The organism is Amaricoccus sp. W119 (genome assembly GCF_047275745.1).
GTDB lineage: Bacteria > Pseudomonadota > Alphaproteobacteria > Rhodobacterales > Rhodobacteraceae > Amaricoccus.
The window spans coordinates 54847-76742 of sequence record NZ_JBKQWU010000007.1; the positions used below are offsets into that span (position 1 = coordinate 54847).

The window sequence follows — 21896 nt, forward strand, 5'->3', positions numbered from 1 at the left end:
CGGAGGATTTCCCGGCACATGCTCGCCTATGCCATCCGGCGTCTGCTGTTCGCGGTCCCGACGCTGATCGCGATCAGCCTGATCATCTTCCTGATCCTCGATCTCGCCCCGACCGATCCGACGGCGAACCTGCCGATGACGATCCCGCAGGAGGTGCGCGAGGAGATCCGGCAGAGCCTCGGCCTCGGTCAGCCATTCCACGTCCGCTACCTCAAGTGGCTCTACCAGTTCATGGTGAACGAGCCGCTGCACGCGATCGAGCAATGGACCGGGCTCCGCTTTTCCGACACGCCCCGCGTGCGCGTGGTGAGCTGGCAGACGCGCTCTCCCGTGGTCGATCTGATCATGGAACGGCTGCCGCAGACGCTCTGGGTGGTCGGGCTGTCCTATCTGGTCGGCATTCTGATCGCGATCCCGATCGGCATCATCTCGGCCTATCGGCAGTATTCCTGGTTCGACCAGATCGGCACCTTCGTCTCGATGATCGGCTATTCGGTGCCGACCTTCTTCACCGGCCTCGTGCTCATCATGGTCTTCTCGGTCAATCTCGGCTGGCTGCCGTCGATCTACGACACCAATCTCCGGGTGACCGATCTGCCGAGCTTCTGGGCGCAGGTGAAGCAGATGATCATGCCGGTCGCGGTGCTCGCACTGCTGAACGCGGCGCAGCTCAGTCGCTACATGCGCGCCGCGATGCTCGACAATCTCGCGCAGGATTACGTCCGGACGGCCCGGTCGAAGGGGATGCGCGAATGGGTGGTGGTGATGGTCCATGTGCTGCGCAACAGCCTCATTCCGGTGGTCACGGTGATCGCGCTCGGCGTGCCGCAGATCTTCGGCGGCGCGATCATCACCGAGCAGATCTTCCGGGTGAACGGGCTCGGCCAGTTGCTCATCACCGGCATCCAGGGCGCCGACATCCCGCTCGTGCAGACGCTGACCTTCCTCTTCGCCGTCCTGATCGTGCTCTTCAACCTGATCGCCGATCTGCTCTACGGGATGCTGGACCCGAGGATTCGCTATGACTGATCCCGCCATGCCTGATCCCGTGACGGTCAACTCCGCCGAACCGGGCGGCGGGGACGGGATCGAGACGCCGGAGCGGGGGCTCTGGAACGACGTCTGGTACCAGTTCCGCCAGCACAAGGGCGCGGTGGCGGGCGCGATCGTCTTCGCGATGATCATCTTCATCGTTGTCTTCGGACCGGTCCTCCACCCGGTCGATCCCACCCATATCGACGTGCGCGCCCGCAACGCCTTGCCCTCGCTCGCCCATCCGATGGGCACCGACAACATTGGCCGCGACACCTTCGCCGGCATCATCCAGGGCGGGCGCATCTCGCTCGCCGTGGGCTTTACCGCCATGGCGCTGGCGCTGCTGCTCGGGACGCTGGTCGGCGTGCTGGCCGGCTACTACCGTCGGCTCGACGGCGTGCTGATGCGGGTGACGGACCTCTTCCTCGCGCTGCCGATCCTGCCGCTGCTCCTCGTCGTGATCCTGCTCTTTCGCGATTCCCTGCGCTCCGCTTTCGGCCCGGAGACCGGGATCTTCCTGCTCGTCGTCACCATCATCGGCGCGACCTCCTGGATGCAGACCGCGCGGATCGTGCGCGGCGACGTACTGGCGCTGAAGGAGCGGGAGTTCGTGCTGGCGGCCCGCTCGATCGGCACGCCGGACCGGCGGATCATCCTGCGCCACATCCTGCCGAACGTGCTGTCGCCGATCATGGTCTCGGCGACGCTCGGCATTGCCAATGCGATCATCACGGAAAGCGCGCTCTCCTTTCTGGGCCTTGGCTTTCCTTCGGATTTTCCCACATGGGGGCGGCTGCTCTTCGACGGATCGAATTTCATGGCGCTCAACCCGAGCCGGGTGATCTGGCCCGGCCTCGCGATCTCGCTCACCGTGCTCAGCGTCAACTACATGGGCGACGGGCTCCGCGACGCGCTCGATCCCCGCATGCGCGGCCGCGCATGACTGTGGCATTATGGCAACGCTCGCGCCGCGCTGACAGGGGTTTGATTAGCCTCGCAATCGTTTATTGTGCAATGCAGCATGGAAAGTGGGATCATTCCCGCGAACCACGGTGAGCACCATGCCTTATGGAATGCCAAACATCAGCTTCATCGGCCATCCGATGCCGATGCCGTGCCCGGGCCATGCAGGCCTCGGCTTTCGTCTCGGCCGGTCGGCCGATGCCGACCTCGTGCTGGATCACCTGCGGCGGCTGTCGCAACTCGACCAGCGCCTGCGGTTTCGCGGCGCGCTGAGCGACGCGGGCCTGTGCCGCCACGCGACGGGTCTCTGGGACCGGGTCGATCTCGTGCTGATCGCCCAGGACGGCCTGCTCTGGGCCTCGCCGCCGCTGCGTCCCGGTCCGGTACGCGCGGTCGCGGAGGTGGCCATCGATGGCGACACGGCGGAAATCGCCGTCTCGGTCGACGAGAGCCTTCGCCGCCGGGGTCTTGGCGCCTGGCTGACGCGGACAGCCGGATTTCTTCTCGCACCGCGCGGCGTGACGCGGCTCAAGGCCTACACGCTGGCGGACAACACGTCGATGGTGGCGCTCGGCCGCGCCAGCGGCGCCGAGATCCGCACGGAGGGCGACGAGATCGAGATCGACTTCGACGTCGCGACCCTCCGTCGCGCCTATCTCCAGCGCCGGACCCAGGGGCTCTTCCGCGAGGCCAGTTGAGCGCGCCGGGCCGCCCCTGTTCTTCCCTTGTTCCATCGCCCCGCCCGACGGGGTATCTGGGGAGGCGAAGAAACCGGGGGATGTTCAGCATGATCGGCCGGATCATAGAGACGGAGGCGGATGTCGCCGAGGGAGCGGCCTGGCTCTCCGTGCACGAGCCGCGGTTCGCGCGGGCGCTGGAGATGACCGGCCCGCTCCCGCTCCGCCGCCGCTCCGACGGGTTCGCCACCTTGTTTTCCGCGATCGTGAGCCAGCAGGTCTCCACAGCCTCGGCGACCGCTATCTGGGGGCGGGTCGAGGCACTCGGCGCGCATGAGCCGGAGCGGCTCTCCGGCCTCACGGACGAGGATCTGCGCGGCTGCGGCCTGTCGCGACAGAAGATCTCCTACGCGCGCGCGATCGCGGAGAGCGGCGTCGATTTCGCGGCGCTCAGGACCATGCCCGACGCGGATGTCGTCGCCGAACTGGTGCGCATCAAGGGGATCGGGGTCTGGACCGCGGAGATCTATGTGATGTTCAGCCTCGGACGCGCCGATGTCTTCGCGCCGGGCGATCTCGCGCTTCGCGACGCCGCGCGGGTGCTCTTCGACCTCGAGACGCGACCGAGCGAGCCCGAACTGCGCGCGATGAGCCTCGACTGGTCGCCCTGGCGCGCGGTTGCGGCCCGCCTGCTCTGGGCCTATTACCGCGTGGTGAACAACCGCGAGGGGGTGCGATGAGCGAGAGGATCGCCGGACTGACGACGAAGCGGCGCGCCGCGCGGAACGGGAAGGCGGACAGCCTGGTCATCTTCCTGCATGGCTATGGCGCCGATGCCGAGGATCTGCTCGGCCTCGCCGATCCGCTGGCGCCGCATCTGCCCGACACGATGTTTCTCGCGCCGGACGCGCCGGAACGGTGCCGCAACAATCCGATGGGATTCCAGTGGTTTCCCATCCCGTGGCTCGATGGCACGCCCGAGGCCGCGGCCGAGGCCGCGGCGCACGCGGCGTTTCAGGCGCTCAACGGCTGGCTCGACGCGGTCGCGCTCGAGACCGGGATCGGGCCGGAACGGACCGTGCTCCTCGGTTTCAGCCAGGGGACGATGATGGCGCTTCAGGTCGGGCTGCGCCGCGCGGCGCCGCTCGCGGGGATCGTCGGATTCTCCGGCCGCCTGCTCCGGCCCGCCACGCTCGAATCCGAGATCCGGAGCAAGCCGCCAGTCCTGCTGATCCATGGCGATCAGGACCCGGTCGTGCCCTTCGAGAGCCTGAAGGAAGCCGCGGACGCGCTCGTCACCGCGGGGGTCGAGACCTATGCCCATGTGTCTCGCGGCACCGCACACGGAATAGCACCGGACGGGCTCGGCCTCGCGCTCGGCTTCATCCGCGACCGCTTCGCCGCCGCCGGCGCGCCGTCATAATTTCGTCTATCCCACGCGATATTCTGCGCCCGGCCCCGCGCGAGGGGTCGGTATCTTGAGGCTTGTCAGCCTTCGCTGGCGAGATATAGTTCGAGAGGGGCTTGGGCATGCGCCGTGCATCCGGCGGGGCGGGGACCAGGTCCGCGCAAGGGATGTATTCATGCTGCAAAGCACTCATACGCCCAGCTTTATCCGCAATCCCACGGGGTTGCGCGATCATCCCGCACTGGTCCTGAACGCCGATTTCCGACCGCTCTCCTATCTGCCGCTGTCCCTGTGGCCATGGCAGGAGGCGATCAAGGCTGCGATCCTCGACCGCGTGATGGTGCTGGCGGAATATGACACGGTGGTCCACTCGCCCACCGTGGAGATCCGGATACCCTCGGTGGTGGTTCTCAGGGACTACGTGAGGCCGGCCAGAACCTCGGCCTTCACCCGTTTCAATCTCTTTCTTCGCGATGAATTCACCTGCCAGTATTGCGGTGCCAAGGACCACCTGACCTTCGACCATGTGACCCCCCGCTCCAAGGGAGGCCGCACCACCTGGGAGAACGTCGTCGCCTCCTGCGGTCCCTGCAATCTCCACAAGGGCTCCAAGACCCTGCGCCAGGCCGGCATGACACTGCGCCGCCGTCCCCTGCGCCCGTCGCCGGAGGAACTGCGCAATACCGGGCGGAAGTTCCCGCCGAACCATCTGCACGAGAGCTGGATGGATTACCTCTACTGGGACGCCGAACTCGAGGCGTGACGCGCCGCGCCGAGCCAGGTGAGCGCGAGGACGCCGGAGAGGATCGCGTTCCACCCGGGCATCGATATTCCCCCGAGGCTCCAGGCGATCTGGTCGCAGAGAACGACCGGGGTTTCCAGGATCTGGGTCATCAGGTCGCCCGCCGAGAGGGCGCCCGGCTCCGGCGCCGTGCAGCTCGTCGGACCCGTCCACCAGGCCTCTTCGACGCCGACGTGATAGACCGCGATCCCCGCGCCGACCGCGACCGCGATCGCGGCGATCGCAGCGAGGATGCGGTTCGGGACGACGAGGAAGGCGAGGGCGCAGAGGACGGCCACGGCATGCGGCCACCGCTGCAGCAGGCAGAGATCGCACGGGGCGAGCCCGCCGATATACTGGAAGGCGAAAGCGCCGATGAGGAGCGCGGCGGAGCCCGCGCCGGCGACGGCGGCGAGCGCCAGCGCCCGATCCATCGGAATCGTCTCCATATGCCGGCTTCCCATATGCTGACCACCCACGCTCGTCCCCGCTCCGGAGGCCAGAGCCACCACAGCGGCGCGGGATGGTCAAGGCCGGTCGGCCAGGCGCGCGACGGTGTGATCGCGGCCGGAGCGGCCCGGACCGGGGCGGGCCGTTTCGCATCGACGCTGGGGCGTTCAGCCCTGATCGCGATCGAGCGGCCGGATCGCGCCCCGCCTCGGCGTGCCATCCGCCTGCGCCGGGAGCGTCATCGTCTGGCAGGTGCCGCGCGGCACCGCGACCCAGGCGTCGCCCTGATAATCCACGGTCGAGCGGCCCGCGTTCTCGCCCGTGCCGACCCCGTCGTTCTGCCCGGCGGGGGCGACGCCGAAGCACTTCTCGCTCGGTCCTTCCTGCCCGTCATCCGCCGGCTGCTGCGCCGCCGCCGCGCCGGCCGCGAGTGCCATCACCAGAGCGACTTGTCCGATACGCATCCGCGCCTCTCCTGTTCCTGCTCGACACAATCTCCGCCCGCGCAGTATCGGGCGCTGCGCGGCCGAGGCGCAAGGCCGACGCGCGAGACCGATGCGCGGGGGCGCTCGCCACTCCCCGACGGCGAAGAATGCTCCTATATGCCGAAGGCTGGAGGCGGGATCTCGGCGACGATCGGAGGAATGCGGATGGAAATGCGGGGCTCGCGCGTGATCGGCGCCGCGCCGGAGCGGGTCTGGGCGGCGCTGATCGACCCCGAGGTGCTGCGCGCCAGCATTCCCGGCTGCGACTCGATGGAGGGCGATGTCGAGAACGGCTTCGAGGCGCGGGTCAGCCAGCGCATCGGCCCGGTCGGCGCGAGCTTCAACGGCAGGGTCGAGCTCGAGGACGTGCGGCCGGGGCGGGCCTACCGGCTCGTCTGTCACGGCAAGGGCGCCAACTCGGGCAGCGCGCGCGGCGGCGCCGATGTGACGCTCACCGCGACGGAGGCGGGCGGTACGCGGCTCGACTACGATGTGACCGCGCATGTCGAGGGGCGGCTCGCCAGGCTCGGCGGGCGGTTGCTCGACACTTTCGCCAAGAAGATGGCGGAGCGGTTCTTCGAGAACTTCCAGCGCGTCGTCGAGGGCGGGGGCATGAGCGACGGCACGGCGGAGGAGAAGCGCGGCTGGCTGCGCCGGGTCTTCCAGGGCGAAGCCTGAGATCTCAGCCGCGCGGTCCGAACAGGATCACGCCCGCGCCCGCGAGGACGATCAGCCCGCCCGCGAGGTCGGAACGGTCGGGACGCACGCCCTCGGCGAGCCAGAGCCAGAGCAGCGAGCTTGCCACATAGACCCCGCCGTAGGCCGCGTAGGCGCGCCCGGCGGCGGCCGTCGTGATGAAGGTCAGCGCCCAGGCGAAGAGCGCGAGCGACACCATCCCGGGCAGGAGCCAGAGCGCGCTCCGCCCGAGCCGGGCCCAGGCCCAGAACGCGAAACAGCCGCCGATTTCGGCGAGGGCGGCGAGAGCATAGATCGCAAAGTCTCGCATCGGTCGGTTTTCCATTGCCCTTGAGGGCGGTTCGCCCCCCGGTTAGCATGTATGCCGCAACGAGAAGCGGCGGCCTTCGGGGAGTGTCGCCCCATAGCAGGAGAACGGTTCCTTGACATTCGCGCCCGTCACCCGCCGCGACACGCTGGCCGCAGCGCTCGCCTCCGGCGCCTTCTTCCTCCTGCCCCGCGTCGCCTCGGCGCAGGGCGTGGCGGAACTGGCGAGCGGTCCGGCCGAACCCTTCTCCTTCGACATCCTCCGGGGCATGGCGCGCGATCTCGCGGCCCAGCCCTTCGCCCCGGCCGCGGTGCCGGCGGCCGACGCGCAGATCCTCGAAGCGATCGACTACGATCTCCACCAGCAGATCATCTATCGTTCCGAGGACACGCTCTGGGGCGAGGACGGCGAGGCCTCCAAGGTCCGTTTCTTCCATCCCGGCCGCTATTTCAAGGAGCCGGTCAGGATCTACGTGGTCGACGGCGGCCAGGCGCGCGAGATCCCCTTCACCACCGACCTCTTCGAGATGCCCGGGGACCATCCCGCGCGCAACCTCGGCGCGGGTACGGGCTTCGCCGGCTTCCGGGTGATGGACGGCGAGCAGAAGGACGACTGGATGGCCTTCCTCGGCGCTTCCTACTGGCGCACGGCGGGCTATGTCGGCCAGTTCGGCATGTCGGTGCGAGGGCTTGCGATCGACGCCGGCGCGCCGACCCCCGAGGAATTTCCCCGGTTCACGCGCTTCTGGCTCGAAAAGGCTCCCGCGGGCGGGATCATCGCCTATGCGCTGATGGAAAGTCCGCGGGTGACCGGCGCCTATCGCATCGTCTCGCATCGCGACGATGGCATCTTCCAGGATGTCGATGCCAACATCTTCCTGCGCGGCGACATCGACCGGCTCGGCATCGCGCCGCTGACCTCGATGTTCTGGTACGGCAAGAACAACGGTTTCGTCGCCCCGGACTGGCGCCCGGAAGTTCATGACAGCGACGGTCTCGAGATCCTGACCGGCGGTGGCGAGCGGATCTGGCGGCCGCTCAACAACCCGCCCTATGCGATGACGAACAGCTTCGGCGCCGATGGCGTGAAGGGCTTCGGCCTCGCCCAGCGCGAGCGGTCCTTCAGCGAATACGAGGACGACGGCGTCTTCTACGAGAAGCGCGCCACGGTCTGGGTCGAGCCGAAGGGCGACTGGGGCCAGGGCGCGGTCACGCTGGTCGAGCTTTCGACCAATGACGAGATCCACGACAATATCGTCGCCTTCTGGCGGCCGGCGCAGCCCGCGACGGCGGGGACGGAATTCGATATCGCCTACAAGCTCAACTGGGTCGAGGCGAGCCCGGCGCCGGCGGTGGCGCAGTTCACCGCGACCCGGATCGGCGCGGGCGGCGTTCCGGGCCAGCCCCGGCCGGCGAACACGGTCAAGTTCGTCTGCGATCTCGACGGCAGGGGCTTCGAGGGGCTCGACCGGACGAGCGGCGTCGAGGCGAAGGTGGAGGCGAGCCGGGGGACGATCGGCCTGACGGTCGCCTATCCGATCGCGACGCAGGAAGGCTGGCGCGTGATGTTCGACCTCGACCTCGGGCCGGAGAGCGAGGACAATTCGCCGATCGACCTGCGGATGTTCGTCCAGCACGATGGCAAGGCGATGAGCGAGACCTGGCTCTATCAGGTCTTCCCGTCGCAGATGCGCGAGCTTCTCGCTTCCCACGCCTGATACCTGTCCCCGTGACGCCGGCCCGGCGACCCTGACCCGTGACACCGGCCTGTCTCGCGCCGCGCGGTCGGCGCGCGGCGGCTGTCACCGCTCTGGCGGCGCGGCGGTGGAGCCGCGGACGAGAAGCTCCACCGGAAGCGTCTCGCGCAGCGTCTCGTTCGGGCGGTCGAGGATCATCCGGACGGCGCGGCGGCCGATGTCGCGGATCGGCTGCAGCACGGTGGTGAGCGGCGGCGATGACAGCGCGCTCTCCGGAACGCCGTCATAGCCCACGATCGAGACCGCGCCCGGCACGTCGATCCCTCGCGCGGCGAACCAGTCGAGCGCCACCATCGCGATCCGGTCCGACTGTGCGAGGATGGCGGTCGGCGGGTGCTCCGCCGCGAAGAGCGTGTCGAGCCCGCGCCCGACCGAGGCCGTGTCGGTGCGCGTCTCGTAGACCGGAACCGAGCCCGGATCGATGCCAGCGCCCGCCAGCACTTCGAGATAGCCATCCAGACGATCCCGCGTGGAGAGATAGCGCGCCGCGCGCACCCGTTCGGGCGTGACCAGCCCCTCGCCGCCGTCGCGGAACTCCATCGCCAGCACGCCGAACCGGCGGTGCCCGAGCTCCACGAGATGCCGCGCGGCGAGGCGCGCGCCGAGCGCGTCGTCTATGCCCACGGCGGGCGCGGTCTCGTCCGCCTCGCCGAAGGCCAGCGCCACGAAGGGCAGGCGGCGTTCCCGTGAGGAGGCGATCAGCCGTTCCGCGTCGTCGAGACAGAACAGCACGAGCGCGTCCACGAGGGCGCTGCGGATGTTCCAGACGGATTCGCTCTCGGTCGCCGCGGAGATCAGCGAGACCCCGATCCCCTCGGCGTCGCAGACCTCGGTGATGCCGGTCATCATCAGGCGCGCGTAGGGGTCGTCGAAGAAATAGGACAGGGGCTCGCCGGTCGCGACGCCGATCGCATTGACCCGCCCGGCGCTCAGCATTCGCCCGCGGGGGTCCGGGCCGGCGTAGCCGATCGCCTTGGCGGCGGCGAGCACACGCGCGCGGACCTCCTCGCGGACCAGTTCCGGGCGGTTGAAGACATTCGAGACCGTGGCCTTGGAGACCCCGGCGGATTCGGCCACGTCGATCAGTCGCGCGCTGCGTTCCATCCCCTGTTGAATTGCATCCCCCGGGCTCGCGTTCAAGGGCGGTGTGCGGTGCCGCTCTTGAACCGGTTAAATTCAGTCTTGACTCGCAGCCGCCATGTCGTATTTTGAACCGGTACAAGTTTGATATGAACCGGTACAAATCAAGGAGATTGCCATGAGTATGGTATCAACGGCGGGGAACGCCGGTGCCGCCTCGCGGCCGTCGGAGCCGATCGGGGCGCTTTGGCGGCGGCTCGCGGCCGGGCGGGCCGCGCGGCGCGAGGAGGCGCGGATGCGCGGGCTCGGCGCACGGATGCTGGATGACATCGGCGCCGCGTGTGACGCCGGGGATGAGTCGGGACGCACGGTGAAAGTCGACGGGGTGCTCCTCAGCGGCCTCGCCCGCTGACCGGATCGCGCGGCGCGGGATCGCCCGTGCCAGCTACGCGCGCCCCAGCTTCGGTCGAACCGGACTCGCACGCCCCGGACTTGCGCTCACGCGACTCGCGCGCCTTCGGATGGGCGCGCTCGTAGACTTCCATCAGCCGGGCCTGATCCACGCCGGTATAGACCTGCGTCGTCGCGAGCGAGGCATGGCCGAGCAGCTCCTGAATCGTGCGGAGATCGCCGCCAGCCTCGAGCAGATGCGTGGCGAAGGAATGGCGCAGCGCATGGGGCGTCGCGGTCGCCGGCAGGCCGAGCGCGGCCCGCGCGGTCTGCATCGCCTTCTGCACCAGTCGCGGGTTCAGCGCGCCGCCGCGCGCGCCGAGAAAGAGCGGCGCCTCGGGCCCGGGGGCGAAGGGCAGCAGCGCGCGATAGTCCTCGACCGCCCGCGCGGCCACCGGCAGCACCGGGACCAGCCGTTCGCGCCCGCCCTTGCCGCGCACGCGCAACACCTCGGGCAAGGGCGCGTCGCACTGGCGCAGCGCCAGCGCCTCGGAGATGCGCAGGCCCCCGGCGTAGAGGAGCGTGACCACGGCGAGGTCGCGCGCCGCGATCCAGGGTTCGGACGCCAGATCCTCGACCGCCGAGAGGAGGGCCTTCGCCGCGCCGGGCGCGACGGGGCGGGGCAGGCGCGGTTTCGTCCGGGGACCGCGGGTCGCCGAGACGGCGGGCGCCGGCGCGCCGCGCGCCTCGGCGAGCCAGGAATGGAAGCTCTTCACCGCCGAGAGCGCCCGGGCGAGCGATCGCGCCGAGAGCCCGCGCGCCCGCTCCGCCGCCATCCAGGCGCGCAGGTCCGGCACCGCCACGCGGCCCAGCGCCTCCGCGCCCATCGGCCCGCCCTCATGCAGCGCGAGAAACCCGAGATAGCCCGCGACATCGCGCCGGTAAGCGGTGATGGTGCGCGGACTGGCGCCGCGCACCGCGCTCATCCGCGCGAGCCACTCCTCGAGCAAGGCGACCGCCCCCTCGGAGGGCGCGGGACGGTCCCGCGCGGAGGCGGCGCGCGCGCTCACGAGAGCCAGCGGCGCATCACCCGTTCGAAGACGCCTGCGAGAAAGCCCAGCAGGTCGGTCCCCTGATCCGGGTGGAACCGGTGCCCGTCCGCGGCGCCGAGCACGAGGAGACCCCCGAGGTTGCTCTGGCCGAGGTCGAGCTTCAGCACGGCTTCCGAGCGGATCTCGGCGGCCTGCGCGCCGAAGATGGCGGTGTCCTCGGGCCGCGAATGACGCAGCGTGACGCGGCGGGGCCCGAGGCCGCGGCCCTGGCGCACATAGGCGTCGACGCCGCCGCGGGGCAGCGCGACCATGACGTCGCGGAGCGGCCCCTCCGGGCCAAGGCTCGATCCGGCGGGCGCGGCCGGAGCCTCGAGCCCGAGGCGGATCACCTCGACGCCGAGGATCATCGCGACGTCTCGGGTCAGCACCGTCAGGAAGCTCTCGAAATCCTCCGCCTCCAGGAGCGCGAGACAGGCCCGGTGCACCTGGTTCGTGCCCGCGACATTCTCATAGGCCGCCGCCAGCACCTCGCGGTGCGTGTCCTCGAGCCGGTCCAGCCGTTCCTCGAGCCGGTCCACCAGCACGCCGCGCAGATCCACGATATTGCGCCCCTGCGCGCGGCGGTCGGCGGCGAGGAGCGCCCGCATCACCTGATCGTCCTCGAGCACGATCGCCGGATCGGCGAGGATCTGGTCCCGCAGGAGGCTCACCGCCTCCTCGGTGGCGGCGCTCACAGCGCGGCTCCGGTGTCGGACGCCCGGCGCGCGGAATGGCACGGTGGAACACGGCGGAACGCCGCGCGGTCATATTCTCCCATGGGACTGCTCTCTCGCTCTGACGGCCCTTCGGCCCCGGTGACCTTCGGCCTTGTGATTTGCCGCGATGATAGCCCAAGACTGGTCGGCGATGGAACAACTCAATCCGCCTCAGCCCGACCTCTTCGACGCGCCATCCGCCGCGCGCGAGTTCGCCCGGGGCGCGCCCGTCGCCGTGCTGACGGCGGAGGGGCTTGACCGGTTTCTCGACTACCGCGCGCCGGAAGGCGGCGTCTCGCCCGGCGATTTCGTCGCCGTTCCGCTCGGCCCGCGCCGGGTGCTGGGCGTGGTCTGGGGGCCGGGATTGGGCGGCTTTCCGGCCGAGAAGCTCCGCGACATCGCCCACCTGCTCGAGGTGACGCCGATGCGGGCGGAGATGCGGGAATTCCTGACCCGCGCGGCGGATTACACGCTGACCCCGCTCACGCATATGCTGCGCCTCGCGAGCCGGGCGCCCGGTCTCGGCGAGCCGCCGTCCTCCCGTCCGCTCCTGCGTCTGACCGAGGCCGTGCCGGAGCGGATGACCGAGGCGCGGGCGCGGGTGCTCGCGGCTTTCGCGGAATACGGCAGCCTGGGCTTCGCACCGGGCGAACTCGCGGCGCTCGCCGGCGTTTCGCACGGGGTCGTCACCGGGCTCGAGAAGGCCGGGGTGATCCGGCGTGAGATCGTGACGCGGGACCAGCCCTTTGCCCGGCTCGATCCCGGCGCGCCGCCGCGGGATCTCTCCCCCGCGCAGGCCGCCGCCGCCGCCGTGCTGCGGGAGCGGGTTGCGACGCGCGACTATTCGACCACGCTCCTGAAGGGTGTGACCGGCTCGGGAAAGACCGAGGTCTATCTCGAAGCGGTGGCCGAGGCGCTGTCGCTGGGGCGGCAGGCACTGGTGCTTCTCCCCGAGATCGCGCTCTCGGTCGAGTTTCTCGACCGGGTCGAGGCACGGTTCGGGGCGCGGCCAGTCGAGTGGCATTCGGGCGTGACGCAGGCGAACCGCCGCCGGGGCTGGACGGCGGTGGCGGCGGGAGCGGCGCAACTGGTTGTCGGCGCGCGTTCCGCGCTGTTCCTGCCCTTCGCCGATCTCGGCCTCGTCGTCGTCGATGAGGAGCACGACCACTCCTACAAGCAGGAGGAGGGCGTGCTCTATCACGCCCGGGACATGGCCGTGCTCCGGGCCTCGATCGAGAAGGCGGCGGTGGTGCTCGCCTCCGCGACGCCCTCGCTCGAGACCTGGGCGAATGCCGAGGCGGGGAAATACGCGCGCCTCGAACTGCCCGAGCGGTTCGGTGTCGCGCGGCTTCCGGAAATGGCGGCGGTCGATCTGCGCTCCCATGCGCCCGATCCGGGGCGCTTCATCTCCGGGCCGCTGGAGCGGGCGGTGACCGAGCGGCTGGGGCAGGGCGAACAGGTCCTGCTGTTTCTCAACCGCCGGGGCTACGCGCCGCTCACCATCTGCCGCGCCTGCGGCTATCAGGTCGGCTGCGACACCTGTGACGCGCGCATGGTCGAGCACCGGTTTCGCGGCCGTCTCGTCTGCCATCAATGCGGCGCGACCCGCCCGATCCCGCTCCGCTGTCCTTCCTGCGACGTGGAGGGCAGGATGACCGCGCTCGGTCCCGGGGTCGAGCGGATCGCCGAGGAGGCGGAGCAGCTCTGGCCCGAGGCGCGGCGTGCGATCCTGTCCTCCGATCTCGCCGAGGGTCCGGCGGGGCTCAAGGCGCGGATCGACGAGATCGCCGGAGGCGGCGCCGATCTGGTGATCGGCACGCAGATCGTCTCGAAGGGCCACAACTTCCCGCATCTGACGCTCGTCGGCGTGATCGACGCCGATCTCGGGCTTCAGGGCGGCGATCTGCGCGCGGCGGAGAAGACCTTCCAGCTGATCCGTCAGGTCGCCGGTCGCGCGGGAAGGGCGGAGCGGCCGGGGCTCGCGCTTATCCAGACGCATCTGCCGGAGCATCCGGCGATCGAGGCGATTCTCGCCAACGACGACGAGGGTTTCTGGCGCGCCGAGGCGGAGCAGCGCCGGCTCGCGGGCGCGCCGCCCTATGGAAGGATGGCCGGGATCATCGTGACCGGCCCGGACGAGACCCGGACCTGGGAGGTCGCCCGCGCGCTCGGCCGCGACATCGACAGGCTCCGCGGGCTCGGGGCGGAGGTCTATGGACCGGCGCCCGCGCCGATCGCCCGTATCCGCGGCCGCTGGCGCGCGCGGCTGCTCGTGAAGGCGGCGAAGGGCGTCCCGATCCAGCAGGCCATCCAGGCCTGGGTGGTCGGCGTGAATCCGCCGACCAATGTCCGGATCAGCGTCGACATCGACCCGCAGAGCTTCTTCTGACGCGACGTCATTCGCGGTATTGGTGTAGGGATGGTCGTGGACACACTTGACAGGTGCGCGGCTTTGCCGTGTCATGTCCTACGACTTTAGTCTCGCATTCGCAGACCCCGGCTCACCAGTCCCCGGACGTGCTGAACCGTTGATTGGCACTGAAACCATTCCCAGGGCGGAGCCGAAGTTGCGACAGTTGCCTGTTCTTCCCCTCATCGGCGTCACGCTGGCGGTCGCAACGCTCGTGACCTCGATGCGGCTGCTCGGGTTCGGACACGGGCCCGTCGCCGGTGCGATCCCGTCCGCCGGTGTCGCGCTCGCGGCGGGTCTTCGGCTCGGCCCGGCGGGGGCGGCGGCGGCGGCGCTCGGCTTCATCGTCGCGGTGCCGCTCGCGGACCTGCCGATCGACCACGCGGTCACGCTCGCTCTCTCGCATGGGCTCGCCGCCCTCGTCGCGGGCCCGGCGATGAAGGCGCTGAGCGCGCGACGGACGACCCGCTCGCGCACGAGCGATCTCTTCGTGTTCCTCGCGGGCGCGACGATCTTCATCACGGTCGTCGCCGCCGTCGCCCTGCTCGCCGCCGCCGTCGGCTGGATCACGCTGGAACGGCCCTGGCGCTTCGTCGCGGTGATCGCGCTTTTCGAACCGCTGGGGATCATCACCGTCTTTCCCGTGATCGCCAACGCGCGGGAGTGGAGCGAGGTCGTGGCGCATCCCGGGCCCATCGTGCCGATCATGGCGCTCGGCGGGGTCCTGACGGGCATCCTCGCCTATGTCCTCACGGCGACCGGGGCCGAGGTCACCGCCGGGGCCGCGCTGGTGCTCTCGATCCCCTTCTGCCTCTGGGTCGCGATGCAGCGGCGTTCGCTCGACGGCGCGGCGATCGCGCTCGTCGCCTCGCACGCGGTCCTCTATCTCGTGCTGCGCGATGCCGGTTTCGACGTACTCTCGCCGGTGTTCCTGCTCAGCACGCTCTATCTCAACCTCCTCGTCGCCACATCGCAGTTCGTGCATGTGGTCAACCGTGACCGGCTCGACGCGCTCGAGGAAGTCGCGGCGCGCAAGGCCGAGCTGGAAGTCCGTGTCGAGCAGCGCACAGCCCGGCTCGTCGAGATGACGGAGCGCGCCCGCGCGGCGGACGCGGCGAAGACCCGGCTTCTCGCCACCGTCAGCCACGAGGTCCGCACGCCGCTCAACGGGGTGATCGGCATGGCGAGCGTCGTGCTCGCCGGCCGGCTTGATCCCGGGACACGCGCCAATGTCGAGATCATCCGAAGCTCGGGCTTCCATCTGCTCGACGTGACCAACCGCATCCTCGATTTCTCCCGGCTTGAGAACGGCGGCGAGGCCGAGATCGTGGAGTTCGATCTGCGCGCGCTGATCGAGGAGGTGCTCGCCGAGGCACGCTTCCTGCCCTTCGCCAGCGGCCTCGTCCTTTCGCTCGACATGGCCGGGGGACCGGCGCCCCGGCTGGGCCAGCGGCAGGGGCTGCGGCAGGTCCTGACCAATCTGGTCGGCAACGCGCTCAAGTTCACCGACGACGGGCGCGTGACCGTCCATGTCTACGAGACACCGGGCGGCCTTACGCGGATCGAGGTCGAGGACACCGGTTCGGGCGTCCCGCCCGAGGCGCGGGAACGGATCTTCCGACCCTACGAGCAGGTGGAGAGCATCGCGGCGCGGCGCCACGGCGGTTCGGGGCTCGGGCTCGCGATTTCCTCGGAGATCGTCGCGCGGATGGGCGGGCGCATCGGGCTTTCCGGCGCGGCGGGGCAGGGTTCCTGCTTCTGGATCGAGGTGCCGCTGGCGCTGTCGCGCGCCGCGCCGAGCCCGGAGCCGCTTCGCGCGTGAAGTTCTGGACCTGACTCCTTCGGGCGCGGGTCTTCGGGCGCGGGTCACCGGGCTTGGGGCTTCAGGCTGGTCGCCGGGGCCGAGCTTCTGGCCGCGATGGCGCTGGAAATCGGCACCGGGCCGGGATAGGAGACGCCGGGAGTTCCGCCCGAGGTCCCGCCATGTCCGAACCCCATCCGACCATCCGCCCGCGCCCCGGCATCCTCGACATCGCCCTCTATGTCGGCGGCGAGAGCAGGCTCGCGGGCCGGAAGGCGCTGAAGCTCAGTTCGAACGAGAACCCCTACGGCCCGAGCCCGCGGGCCATCGAGGCGTTTCACGCCGCCGCCGCCGATCTCGCACTCTATCCCGATTCCGGCCACGGCGCGCTCCGCCGCGCGATCAGCGAGACGCATGGGCTCGACCCGGAGCGGATCATCTGCGGCGCGGGTTCGGACGAGATCCTGACCTTCCTCGCCCAGACCTATGCCGGCGAGGGCGACGAGGTGATCTACACCGAACACGGGTTCGGCATGTACCGGATCGTGGCGCTCGCCGCGAGCGCGACGCCGGTCGTGGTGGCGGAGCGGGAGCGGCGCGTCGACGTGGACGCGATCCTCGCCGCCTGTACGGATCGGACCCGGCTGGTCTTTCTCGCGAACCCGGCCAATCCGACCGGCACCCTGCTCGCCGAGGAGGAGGTGCGCCGGCTCGCCGGGGGGCTCCCGGCCGCGGCGCTTCTGGTCGTTGATGGCGCTTACGCGGAATTCGTGGGCGCGGACTTCGATGGCGCCGCCGGGCTCGTCGATGCGCGCGACAACGTGGTGATGACCCGCACCTTCTCGAAGATTCACGGGCTTGGCGGGCTTCGTGTCGGCTGGGGCTACGGGCCCCGGCATGTGATCGAGGCGCTGAACCGCGTGCGGGGGCCGTTCAACCTCTCCGGCGCCGCGCTCGCCGCGGCGGAGGCGGCGATCCGCGACACGGCCCATACCGAGGATTGCCGCGCGAAGAACGCGGAGAACCGCGCCCGCCTCGCCGCCGATCTCACCGCCCTCGGCATTCCCTCGGACCCGTCGGAGGCGAATTTCATCCTCGCGCGCTTCTCCAGCACCGCCGAGGCCGAGGCCTGCGACGCCGCGCTGCGCGACGCCGGGATCATCGTGCGCCGCGTCGCGGGATACGGCCTGCCACATTGCCTCAGGATCACCATCGGCGATGCCGAGGGCTGCGCCCGCGTCACGCAGGCGATCCGCGCCTTCGCCGGGGCGCGCGTCTGATGGCCTACGCGCGCGTCGCCCTGATCGGCCTCGGCCTCATCGCCTCCTCGATCAGCCACGGCATCCGCCGCGCGGGTCTCCCGACCGTCGTGACCGGCTATGCCCGGACCGAGGCCACGCGGGAGGAGGCGCGCCGGCTCGGTCTCGGCGAGATCCACGACACAGCGGCCGGGGCGGCGCGGGACGCCGATCTGGTCATCCTCTGCGTGCCCGTGGGCGCGATGGCCGCCGTGATGGCCGAGATCGCGCCGGTGCTGAAGCCGGGGGCCACGCTCTCCGACGTGGGCTCGGTCAAGGGCTCGGTGATCGCGGCTGTCGGGCCGCTCGTGCCCGAGGGCGTGCATTTCGTGCCCGGCCATCCGCTCGCCGGGACCGAGCACAGCGGGCCCTCCGCCGGCTTCGCCGCGCTCTACGACAACCGCTGGATCATCCTGACGCCGCCCGCCGGCAGCGACCCGAACGCGGTGGCGGAGCTCGAGGGCTTCTGGAACGCGCTCGGCGCCAATGTCGAGGTGATGGATGCCGAGCACCACGATCTCGTCCTCGCGGTGACGAGCCACGTGCCCCATCTCATCGCCTATACTATGGTGGGCGTGGCCGACGACCTGAGCCGCGTGACCGAGAGCGAGGTCATCAAGTATTCCGCCGCCGGTTTCCGCGATTTCACCCGCATCGCGGCGTCCGATCCGACGATGTGGCGCGATGTGTTCCTCAACAACAAGGAGGCGACGCTCGACATTCTCGGGCGTTTCACCGAGGAGCTTTTCGCGTTGCAGCGGGCGATCCGGCTGGGAGACGGCGCGCATCTCCACGCCTATTTCACCCGGACCCGTGCGATCCGGCGCGGCATCATCGACGCGGGCCAGGACACCGCCGCGCCGGACTTCGGCCGCGGCGTCTCGCCGGTTCCGGCGGAATAGCGATTCGCGGATCTGTGCGAGCCAGATCGGGGGCTCAGATCACCGACCAGTCTCCGGCGGCGAGCGCGAAGGCCGCGATCGTGGCGTTTGCTCCGGCATGCGCCGCCACGGCCGGCCCGAGCCTGCCCGCGCGCAACGTGATGAGCCCGAAGACCAGACCCGACAGGAATCCGGCCAGCCAGCGGTCATGGAGCAGCGCGAAGAGCGCCGAGCTTGCGATGAGCGCGAAGACGCGGAGACGCCCGGTCGGGGTCCTGCCCAGAAGATAGTCGCGAAAGAACAGTTCCTCCACGACCGGCACGAGGATCGCCGTCGCGACGAGCCGGGCGGTGACCCAGAGCAACAGGTTCTCCGGCGACAGCCGCGAGAGCCGCTCGACCAGGGCCATGTCGCCGGGATCGGCGGGCGCGCGGGTCAGCACCCATGCGAGACCGATCAGCGGCCCGAGGGCAAGGCCGAGGCGATCCGGTCGCCAGTCGATCACCCGATAGGCGGGCAGGAACAGGACCAGCGCCGCGGCGATCGCGCCGGCGCGCAGCGGATACCAGAGGTCGGGCAGCGTCGCGAAGGCCGCCGCCGCCGTCCCCGTCAGCATCATCACGACGAAGGGCACGATCCGCGCCGCGACCGGATCGGCCAGAATCGGTGGCGGGGCGATGACGGTCCGGACCCGCTCGGACCGGAAAACCGGGGCCGCGCGCCCGAGCCAGATGAGGGCGAAGGAGAGCAGGGTGAAAAGAAGCCAGCCCGCGTTCGAATGGAAGCCGTTGACGGCGAGATCCGGCGCACCTCCCGCGCCGATCGCGATCAGACCCGCGATCCGGAGGATGTTGAGCGCGAGGCTGAGGACGATGCCGAGCGGGATCAGCAGGAGCGCGGCGGGAAAGCGGAGGCGCGTGCGATCGAAGAAGATCCAGGCCGAGATGAGCGCCGTGATCAGGACGACGCCCTGAACTCCGGAACAGCCATCCGCGATCATCACGACGAAATCCCCGGACCCGACCAGGAACGCGGGCTCGTCGAGATACACCTCGGCTCCGGCGAGTCGCAGCAGCCCGACAACTCCGCTGAGCGTGAGATGCGCGAGACCGTCGATTCGCCAGATCACGTCGAGCGCCTCGACCAGCCCGGGCAGCAGGAAGCCGGCGCCCAGGATGGCGGCGAACATCCCGGGCTCGGCGCGGATGACCGCCGCCCAGACACCGGTGCTCGCCAGCCAGAGCGCCGCCGCGCCGGCCGCCAGAGCGCCGCCGAGGACCCAGCAGGCGAGCGCCGCCGGCAGCGCGCGCACCGGATCGAGGACGGGCGCGAAGGCGGGTGCGAGGATCAGGCCGAGCCCGGCCGCGTGGGCGAGCGCGCAGCGGAAACCCGCGGCGGGTGCGCGCCGCTCCCGCGTCAGGGCCCTCGCCACTCCGGCGCGAGCGGATGCGTGGAGCGCGATCAGGCTCACGATTGCCGCGAACTTGAGCCCGAGCCCGCCCGCCAGCGCGCAGGCTCTGGGGGAGGCTGTGATCGCGCAATCGACCGGGCGGGCGAACTGATAGATCCATGCGATGAACAGGAGTTCGCCAGCGAGCAGCGCGACGGCGACCACCGCGACGGGGAGCGCCCGAGCGCCCCGTTTCCGCGCGTCTCGCGATGGGGCCGCGAGATCCGTCACCGTCCGGCCCGGAACGGGTGATGTCGCGCAGCGCGGATCATCGGTAGGCTTCCCATGTGTGAACTCCCCGGCGTGGCACGACGCCGGCGGCGCGGCCCTGGGGTCCAGCTATGGTCCAAAAGGCTCCCGTTTGCTTAACGGGGAGCGATCGTGTGTCCGCGGCCGCCTGACGCGACTTCGCCGTTGCCGATCCCGCGCGGCTGCGCGACATAGGGTCCGGGGACCGGACGCCGAACCGCGGGACCCTTTCGATCCGGAGGCCGAGGACGTGACCGAGATGCCGCATCTGACCGTCGTGAAACACCCGCTGGTGCAGCACAAGCTGACGCTGATGCGCGAGCGCGAGACTTCGACCGCGGGCTTCCGGCAACTCCTGCGCGAGATCAGCCTGCTGCTCGCCTATGAGGTCACGCGCGACCTGCCGATGACGACGCGCTGGATCGAAACGCCGTTGACCGAGATGGAATCGCCGGTGCTGAGCGGCAAGAAGCTCGCGCTCATCTCGATCCTCCGGGCGGGGAACGGGCTCCTCGACGGCGTGCTCGAACTGATCCCCTCGGCGCGGGTCGGTTTCGTCGGCCTCTACCGCGACGACGCGACGCTGAAGCCGGTCCAGTACTACTCGAAGGTGCCGGCGGACCTCGAAGAGCGGGTGGTGATCGCGCTCGATCCGATGCTTGCCACCGGCAATTCCTCGGTGGCGGCGATCGATCTCCTGAAGGAAGCCGGGGCGAAGGACATCCGCTTCCTCTGCCTGCTCGCCGCGCCGGAGGGGGTCGCGCGGATGAAGGAGGCGCATCCGGACGTGCCGGTGATCACCGCCGCGCTCGACAAGAGGCTGAACGAGAAGGGATATATCGTCCCCGGTCTCGGCGACGCCGGGGACCGGCTCTTCGGGACGAAGTAGCGCCGCCCTTAGGCCGGGACCGAGCCGAGCGCCTTCATCGCACTCGCCGCGATCTCGAAGGATCGCTTGCGCGCTGCGTGGTCGTGGATCTGCCCGGTCAGGATCACCTCGTCGGGGGAGTAACGTTCGATCAGCGAGGCGAGCGTCCGCTCCACCGTCTCGGGCGATCCGACCGCCGTCACCGAGAGCGCCTCGTTCGCCATCGCGAGCGCGGCTGGCGGCACGGCGGTCTCGATATCCTCGATCGGCCGCGGCAGTGGCCCGGGCTGGCCGGTCCGGAGCCGCACGAAGGCGAGCTGCATCGAGGTCCGCAGCCGCCGCGCCTCGGCGTCGGTCTCCGCGGCGAAGACGTTGATCGCCAGCATGAACCGCGGCCGCGCCAGCGTCTCGGAAGGCCGGAAGGTCTCTCGATAGACCGCGAGCGCCTGATCGAGCGCCTGGGGCGCGAAATGCGAGGCGAAGGCGTAGGGCAGGCCGAGATGCGCGGCGAGTTGCGCGCCATAAAGGCTGGAGCCGAGAATCCAGACCGGCACGTGGGTGCCGGTGCCCGGGACGGCGCGCACCAGCCGCGTGGCGTTGTCGTCGTCGAAATAATCCATGAGCTCAAGCACATCGCGCGGGAAGTTGTCCGCGTTGTCGAACCCCCGGCGCAGCGCGCGGGCGGTGTTCATATCCGTGCCGGGCGCGCGTCCGAGCCCGAGGTCGATGCGATCGGGGAAGAGCGTCGCCAGCGTGCCGAAGGCTTCCGCCACCATGAGCGGCGCGTGGTTGGGCAGCATGATCCCGCCCGCGCCGACCCGCATCCGGCTCGTGGCGGCGGCGACCTGGCCGATCACGACCGCCGTCGCCGCGCTGGCGATCCCGGGCATGTTGTGATGCTCGGCGAGCCAGTAACGGTGATAGCCGAGCCCCTCGGCATGGCGCGCGAGATCGAGCGTGTTGGTCAGCGCCTCGCGCGCGGTGGACCCTTCCGGAATCGGCGAGAGGTCGAGAAGCGAATAGGGGATCATCCGGGCCTCCGCGGGCAATGTCTTCCGGGGCATATAGTCCGCCGGCCCGTCCGTTAAAGCCTCCGAGCGAAGC

General features: G+C 70.2%; 22 protein-coding genes. 14 read left to right on the forward strand and 8 right to left on the reverse strand.

Going from position 1 to position 21896, the window contains the following annotated elements; genetic code table 11:
• Window positions 1-18 precede the first annotated feature (18 nt).
• The 6 genes from ACLJK8_RS06300 (at window position 19) to ACLJK8_RS06325 (ending at window position 4846) form a co-directional block, all read left to right on the forward strand.
• Entirely contained in the window at window positions 19-1029 is a 1011-nt protein-coding gene (locus ACLJK8_RS06300; RefSeq protein ID WP_413149255.1) for an ABC transporter permease, read from the forward strand.
• A complete protein-coding gene (locus ACLJK8_RS06305; RefSeq protein ID WP_413149256.1) occupies window positions 1022-1978 on the forward strand; it encodes an ABC transporter permease in 957 nt (318 codons plus the stop codon). Before ACLJK8_RS06300 ends, ACLJK8_RS06305 begins: the two co-directional genes overlap by 8 nt.
• A gap of 118 nt (window positions 1979-2096) precedes the next feature.
• Window positions 2097-2696, forward strand: coding sequence for an N-acetyltransferase family protein (locus ACLJK8_RS06310; protein ID WP_413149257.1), 600 nt, complete (start codon window positions 2097-2099; stop codon window positions 2694-2696).
• 89 nt (window positions 2697-2785) lie between these two features.
• Complete coding sequence (locus ACLJK8_RS06315) at window positions 2786-3415, forward strand: DNA-3-methyladenine glycosylase family protein (RefSeq protein ID WP_413149311.1); 630 nt, start codon at window positions 2786-2788, stop codon at window positions 3413-3415.
• Complete coding sequence (locus ACLJK8_RS06320) at window positions 3412-4098, forward strand: alpha/beta hydrolase (RefSeq protein ID WP_413149258.1); 687 nt, start codon at window positions 3412-3414, stop codon at window positions 4096-4098. Before ACLJK8_RS06315 ends, ACLJK8_RS06320 begins: the two co-directional genes overlap by 4 nt.
• Before the next feature lie 160 nt (window positions 4099-4258).
• Window positions 4259-4846 (forward strand): HNH endonuclease, encoded by a 588-nt coding sequence (locus tag ACLJK8_RS06325; RefSeq protein WP_413149259.1) that lies wholly within the window; start codon window positions 4259-4261, stop codon window positions 4844-4846.
• On the opposite strand, the gene ACLJK8_RS06330 is transcribed toward ACLJK8_RS06325, so the two are convergent.
• Both ACLJK8_RS06330 and ACLJK8_RS06335 read right to left on the reverse strand, forming a co-directional pair.
• Window positions 4819-5313 carry a disulfide bond formation protein B gene (locus ACLJK8_RS06330; protein WP_413149260.1) on the reverse strand — a complete coding sequence of 165 codons (495 nt, stop codon included), beginning with the start codon at window positions 5311-5313 and terminating at the stop codon, window positions 4819-4821. The two genes, ACLJK8_RS06325 and ACLJK8_RS06330, sit on opposite strands and share 28 nt — an antisense overlap.
• 168 nt (window positions 5314-5481) lie before the next feature.
• The gene (locus ACLJK8_RS06335; RefSeq protein ID WP_413149261.1) at window positions 5482-5778 is read right to left on the reverse strand and encodes a DUF2282 domain-containing protein; all 297 of its coding nucleotides are present in this window, start codon (window positions 5776-5778) and stop codon (window positions 5482-5484) included.
• A gap of 138 nt (window positions 5779-5916) precedes the next feature.
• Between ACLJK8_RS06335 and ACLJK8_RS06340 the strand changes: the two genes are divergently transcribed.
• Window positions 5917-6477 (forward strand): CoxG family protein, encoded by a 561-nt coding sequence (locus ACLJK8_RS06340; protein ID WP_413149262.1) that lies wholly within the window; start codon window positions 5917-5919, stop codon window positions 6475-6477.
• A gap of 4 nt (window positions 6478-6481) precedes the next feature.
• Here the strand turns inward: ACLJK8_RS06340 and ACLJK8_RS06345 are convergent, their stop codons facing one another.
• The gene (locus ACLJK8_RS06345; protein ID WP_413149263.1) at window positions 6482-6805 is read right to left on the reverse strand and encodes a YnfA family protein; all 324 of its coding nucleotides are present in this window, start codon (window positions 6803-6805) and stop codon (window positions 6482-6484) included.
• A 112-nt stretch (window positions 6806-6917) separates the two neighbouring features.
• On the opposite strand from ACLJK8_RS06345, the gene ACLJK8_RS06350 reads away from it, so the two are divergent.
• Window positions 6918-8519 (forward strand): glucan biosynthesis protein, encoded by a 1602-nt coding sequence (locus ACLJK8_RS06350; protein WP_413149264.1) that lies wholly within the window; start codon window positions 6918-6920, stop codon window positions 8517-8519.
• An 84-nt stretch (window positions 8520-8603) separates the two neighbouring features.
• On the opposite strand, the gene ACLJK8_RS06355 is transcribed toward ACLJK8_RS06350, so the two are convergent.
• Window positions 8604-9662 carry a LacI family DNA-binding transcriptional regulator gene (locus ACLJK8_RS06355; protein ID WP_413149265.1) on the reverse strand — a complete coding sequence of 353 codons (1059 nt, stop codon included), beginning with the start codon at window positions 9660-9662 and terminating at the stop codon, window positions 8604-8606.
• Window positions 9663-9816: 154 nt separating this feature from the next.
• Between ACLJK8_RS06355 and ACLJK8_RS06360 the strand changes: the two genes are divergently transcribed.
• Entirely contained in the window at window positions 9817-10050 is a 234-nt protein-coding gene (locus ACLJK8_RS06360) for a hypothetical protein (protein ID WP_413149266.1), read from the forward strand.
• On the opposite strand, the gene ACLJK8_RS06365 is transcribed toward ACLJK8_RS06360, so the two are convergent.
• Complete coding sequence (locus ACLJK8_RS06365) at window positions 10031-11038, reverse strand: tyrosine recombinase XerC (protein WP_413149312.1); 1008 nt, start codon at window positions 11036-11038, stop codon at window positions 10031-10033. The two genes, ACLJK8_RS06360 and ACLJK8_RS06365, sit on opposite strands and share 20 nt — an antisense overlap.
• Window positions 11039-11094: 56 nt before the next feature.
• Window positions 11095-11814, reverse strand: a complete 720-nt coding sequence (locus ACLJK8_RS06370; protein WP_413149267.1) for a DUF484 family protein — start codon at window positions 11812-11814, stop codon at window positions 11095-11097.
• A gap of 172 nt (window positions 11815-11986) precedes the next feature.
• Between ACLJK8_RS06370 and ACLJK8_RS06375 the strand changes: the two genes are divergently transcribed.
• The 4 genes from ACLJK8_RS06375 to ACLJK8_RS06390 all read left to right on the forward strand — a co-directional run bounded on the left by ACLJK8_RS06375 (window position 11987) and on the right by ACLJK8_RS06390 (window position 18246).
• Window positions 11987-14224, forward strand: a complete 2238-nt coding sequence (locus ACLJK8_RS06375) for a primosomal protein N' (RefSeq protein ID WP_413149268.1) — start codon at window positions 11987-11989, stop codon at window positions 14222-14224.
• A 187-nt stretch (window positions 14225-14411) separates the two neighbouring features.
• Window positions 14412-16067, forward strand: coding sequence for a sensor histidine kinase (locus ACLJK8_RS06380; RefSeq protein WP_413149269.1), 1656 nt, complete (start codon window positions 14412-14414; stop codon window positions 16065-16067).
• A gap of 161 nt (window positions 16068-16228) precedes the next feature.
• Window positions 16229-17326 (forward strand): histidinol-phosphate transaminase, encoded by a 1098-nt coding sequence (gene hisC / locus ACLJK8_RS06385; protein ID WP_413149270.1) that lies wholly within the window; start codon window positions 16229-16231, stop codon window positions 17324-17326.
• Window positions 17326-18246 (forward strand): prephenate/arogenate dehydrogenase family protein, encoded by a 921-nt coding sequence (locus ACLJK8_RS06390; RefSeq protein WP_413149271.1) that lies wholly within the window; start codon window positions 17326-17328, stop codon window positions 18244-18246. Before hisC ends, ACLJK8_RS06390 begins: the two co-directional genes overlap by 1 nt.
• Window positions 18247-18280: 34 nt before the next feature.
• Here ACLJK8_RS06390 and xrtE read toward each other — a convergent pair whose 3' ends face one another.
• Entirely contained in the window at window positions 18281-19840 is a 1560-nt protein-coding gene (gene xrtE / locus ACLJK8_RS06395) for an exosortase E/protease, VPEID-CTERM system (RefSeq protein WP_413149272.1), read from the reverse strand.
• Between the two features lie 343 nt (window positions 19841-20183).
• Here xrtE and upp point away from each other — a divergent pair, with 343 nt between their 5' ends.
• Window positions 20184-20813: a uracil phosphoribosyltransferase gene (upp, locus tag ACLJK8_RS06400; RefSeq protein WP_413149313.1), complete on the forward strand. Its 630-nt coding sequence runs from the start codon at window positions 20184-20186 to the stop codon at window positions 20811-20813.
• Between the two features lie 8 nt (window positions 20814-20821).
• On the opposite strand, the gene ACLJK8_RS06405 is transcribed toward upp, so the two are convergent.
• On the reverse strand, window positions 20822-21823 hold the full coding sequence (locus tag ACLJK8_RS06405) for an LLM class flavin-dependent oxidoreductase (RefSeq protein WP_413149273.1): 1002 nt from the start codon (window positions 21821-21823) through the stop codon (window positions 20822-20824).
• Window positions 21824-21896 lie beyond the last annotated feature (73 nt).

Coding starts and splice junctions, on each gene's coding strand:
- ACLJK8_RS06340 (WP_413149262.1), top strand. CDS start 5,917: ATGCCGAAGGCTGGAGGCGGGATCTCGGCGACGATCGGAGGAATGCGG.
- ACLJK8_RS06335 (WP_413149261.1), bottom strand. CDS start 5,778: ATGCGTATCGGACAAGTCGCTCTGGTGATGGCACTCGCGGCCGGCGCG.
- ACLJK8_RS06320 (WP_413149258.1), top strand. CDS start 3,412: ATGAGCGAGAGGATCGCCGGACTGACGACGAAGCGGCGCGCCGCGCGG.
- ACLJK8_RS06355 (WP_413149265.1), bottom strand. CDS start 9,662: ATGGAACGCAGCGCGCGACTGATCGACGTGGCCGAATCCGCCGGGGTC.
- ACLJK8_RS06375 (WP_413149268.1), top strand. CDS start 11,987: ATGGAACAACTCAATCCGCCTCAGCCCGACCTCTTCGACGCGCCATCC.
- ACLJK8_RS06405 (WP_413149273.1), bottom strand. CDS start 21,823: ATGATCCCCTATTCGCTTCTCGACCTCTCGCCGATTCCGGAAGGGTCC.
- ACLJK8_RS06360 (WP_413149266.1), top strand. CDS start 9,817: ATGAGTATGGTATCAACGGCGGGGAACGCCGGTGCCGCCTCGCGGCCG.
- upp (WP_413149313.1), top strand. CDS start 20,184: ATGCCGCATCTGACCGTCGTGAAACACCCGCTGGTGCAGCACAAGCTG.
- ACLJK8_RS06330 (WP_413149260.1), bottom strand. CDS start 5,313: ATGGAGACGATTCCGATGGATCGGGCGCTGGCGCTCGCCGCCGTCGCC.
- ACLJK8_RS06305 (WP_413149256.1), top strand. CDS start 1,022: ATGACTGATCCCGCCATGCCTGATCCCGTGACGGTCAACTCCGCCGAA.
- hisC (WP_413149270.1), top strand. CDS start 16,229: ATGTCCGAACCCCATCCGACCATCCGCCCGCGCCCCGGCATCCTCGAC.
- ACLJK8_RS06310 (WP_413149257.1), top strand. CDS start 2,097: ATGCCTTATGGAATGCCAAACATCAGCTTCATCGGCCATCCGATGCCG.
- ACLJK8_RS06325 (WP_413149259.1), top strand. CDS start 4,259: ATGCTGCAAAGCACTCATACGCCCAGCTTTATCCGCAATCCCACGGGG.
- ACLJK8_RS06315 (WP_413149311.1), top strand. CDS start 2,786: ATGATCGGCCGGATCATAGAGACGGAGGCGGATGTCGCCGAGGGAGCG.
- ACLJK8_RS06390 (WP_413149271.1), top strand. CDS start 17,326: ATGGCCTACGCGCGCGTCGCCCTGATCGGCCTCGGCCTCATCGCCTCC.
- ACLJK8_RS06345 (WP_413149263.1), bottom strand. CDS start 6,805: ATGCGAGACTTTGCGATCTATGCTCTCGCCGCCCTCGCCGAAATCGGC.
- ACLJK8_RS06300 (WP_413149255.1), top strand. CDS start 19: ATGCTCGCCTATGCCATCCGGCGTCTGCTGTTCGCGGTCCCGACGCTG.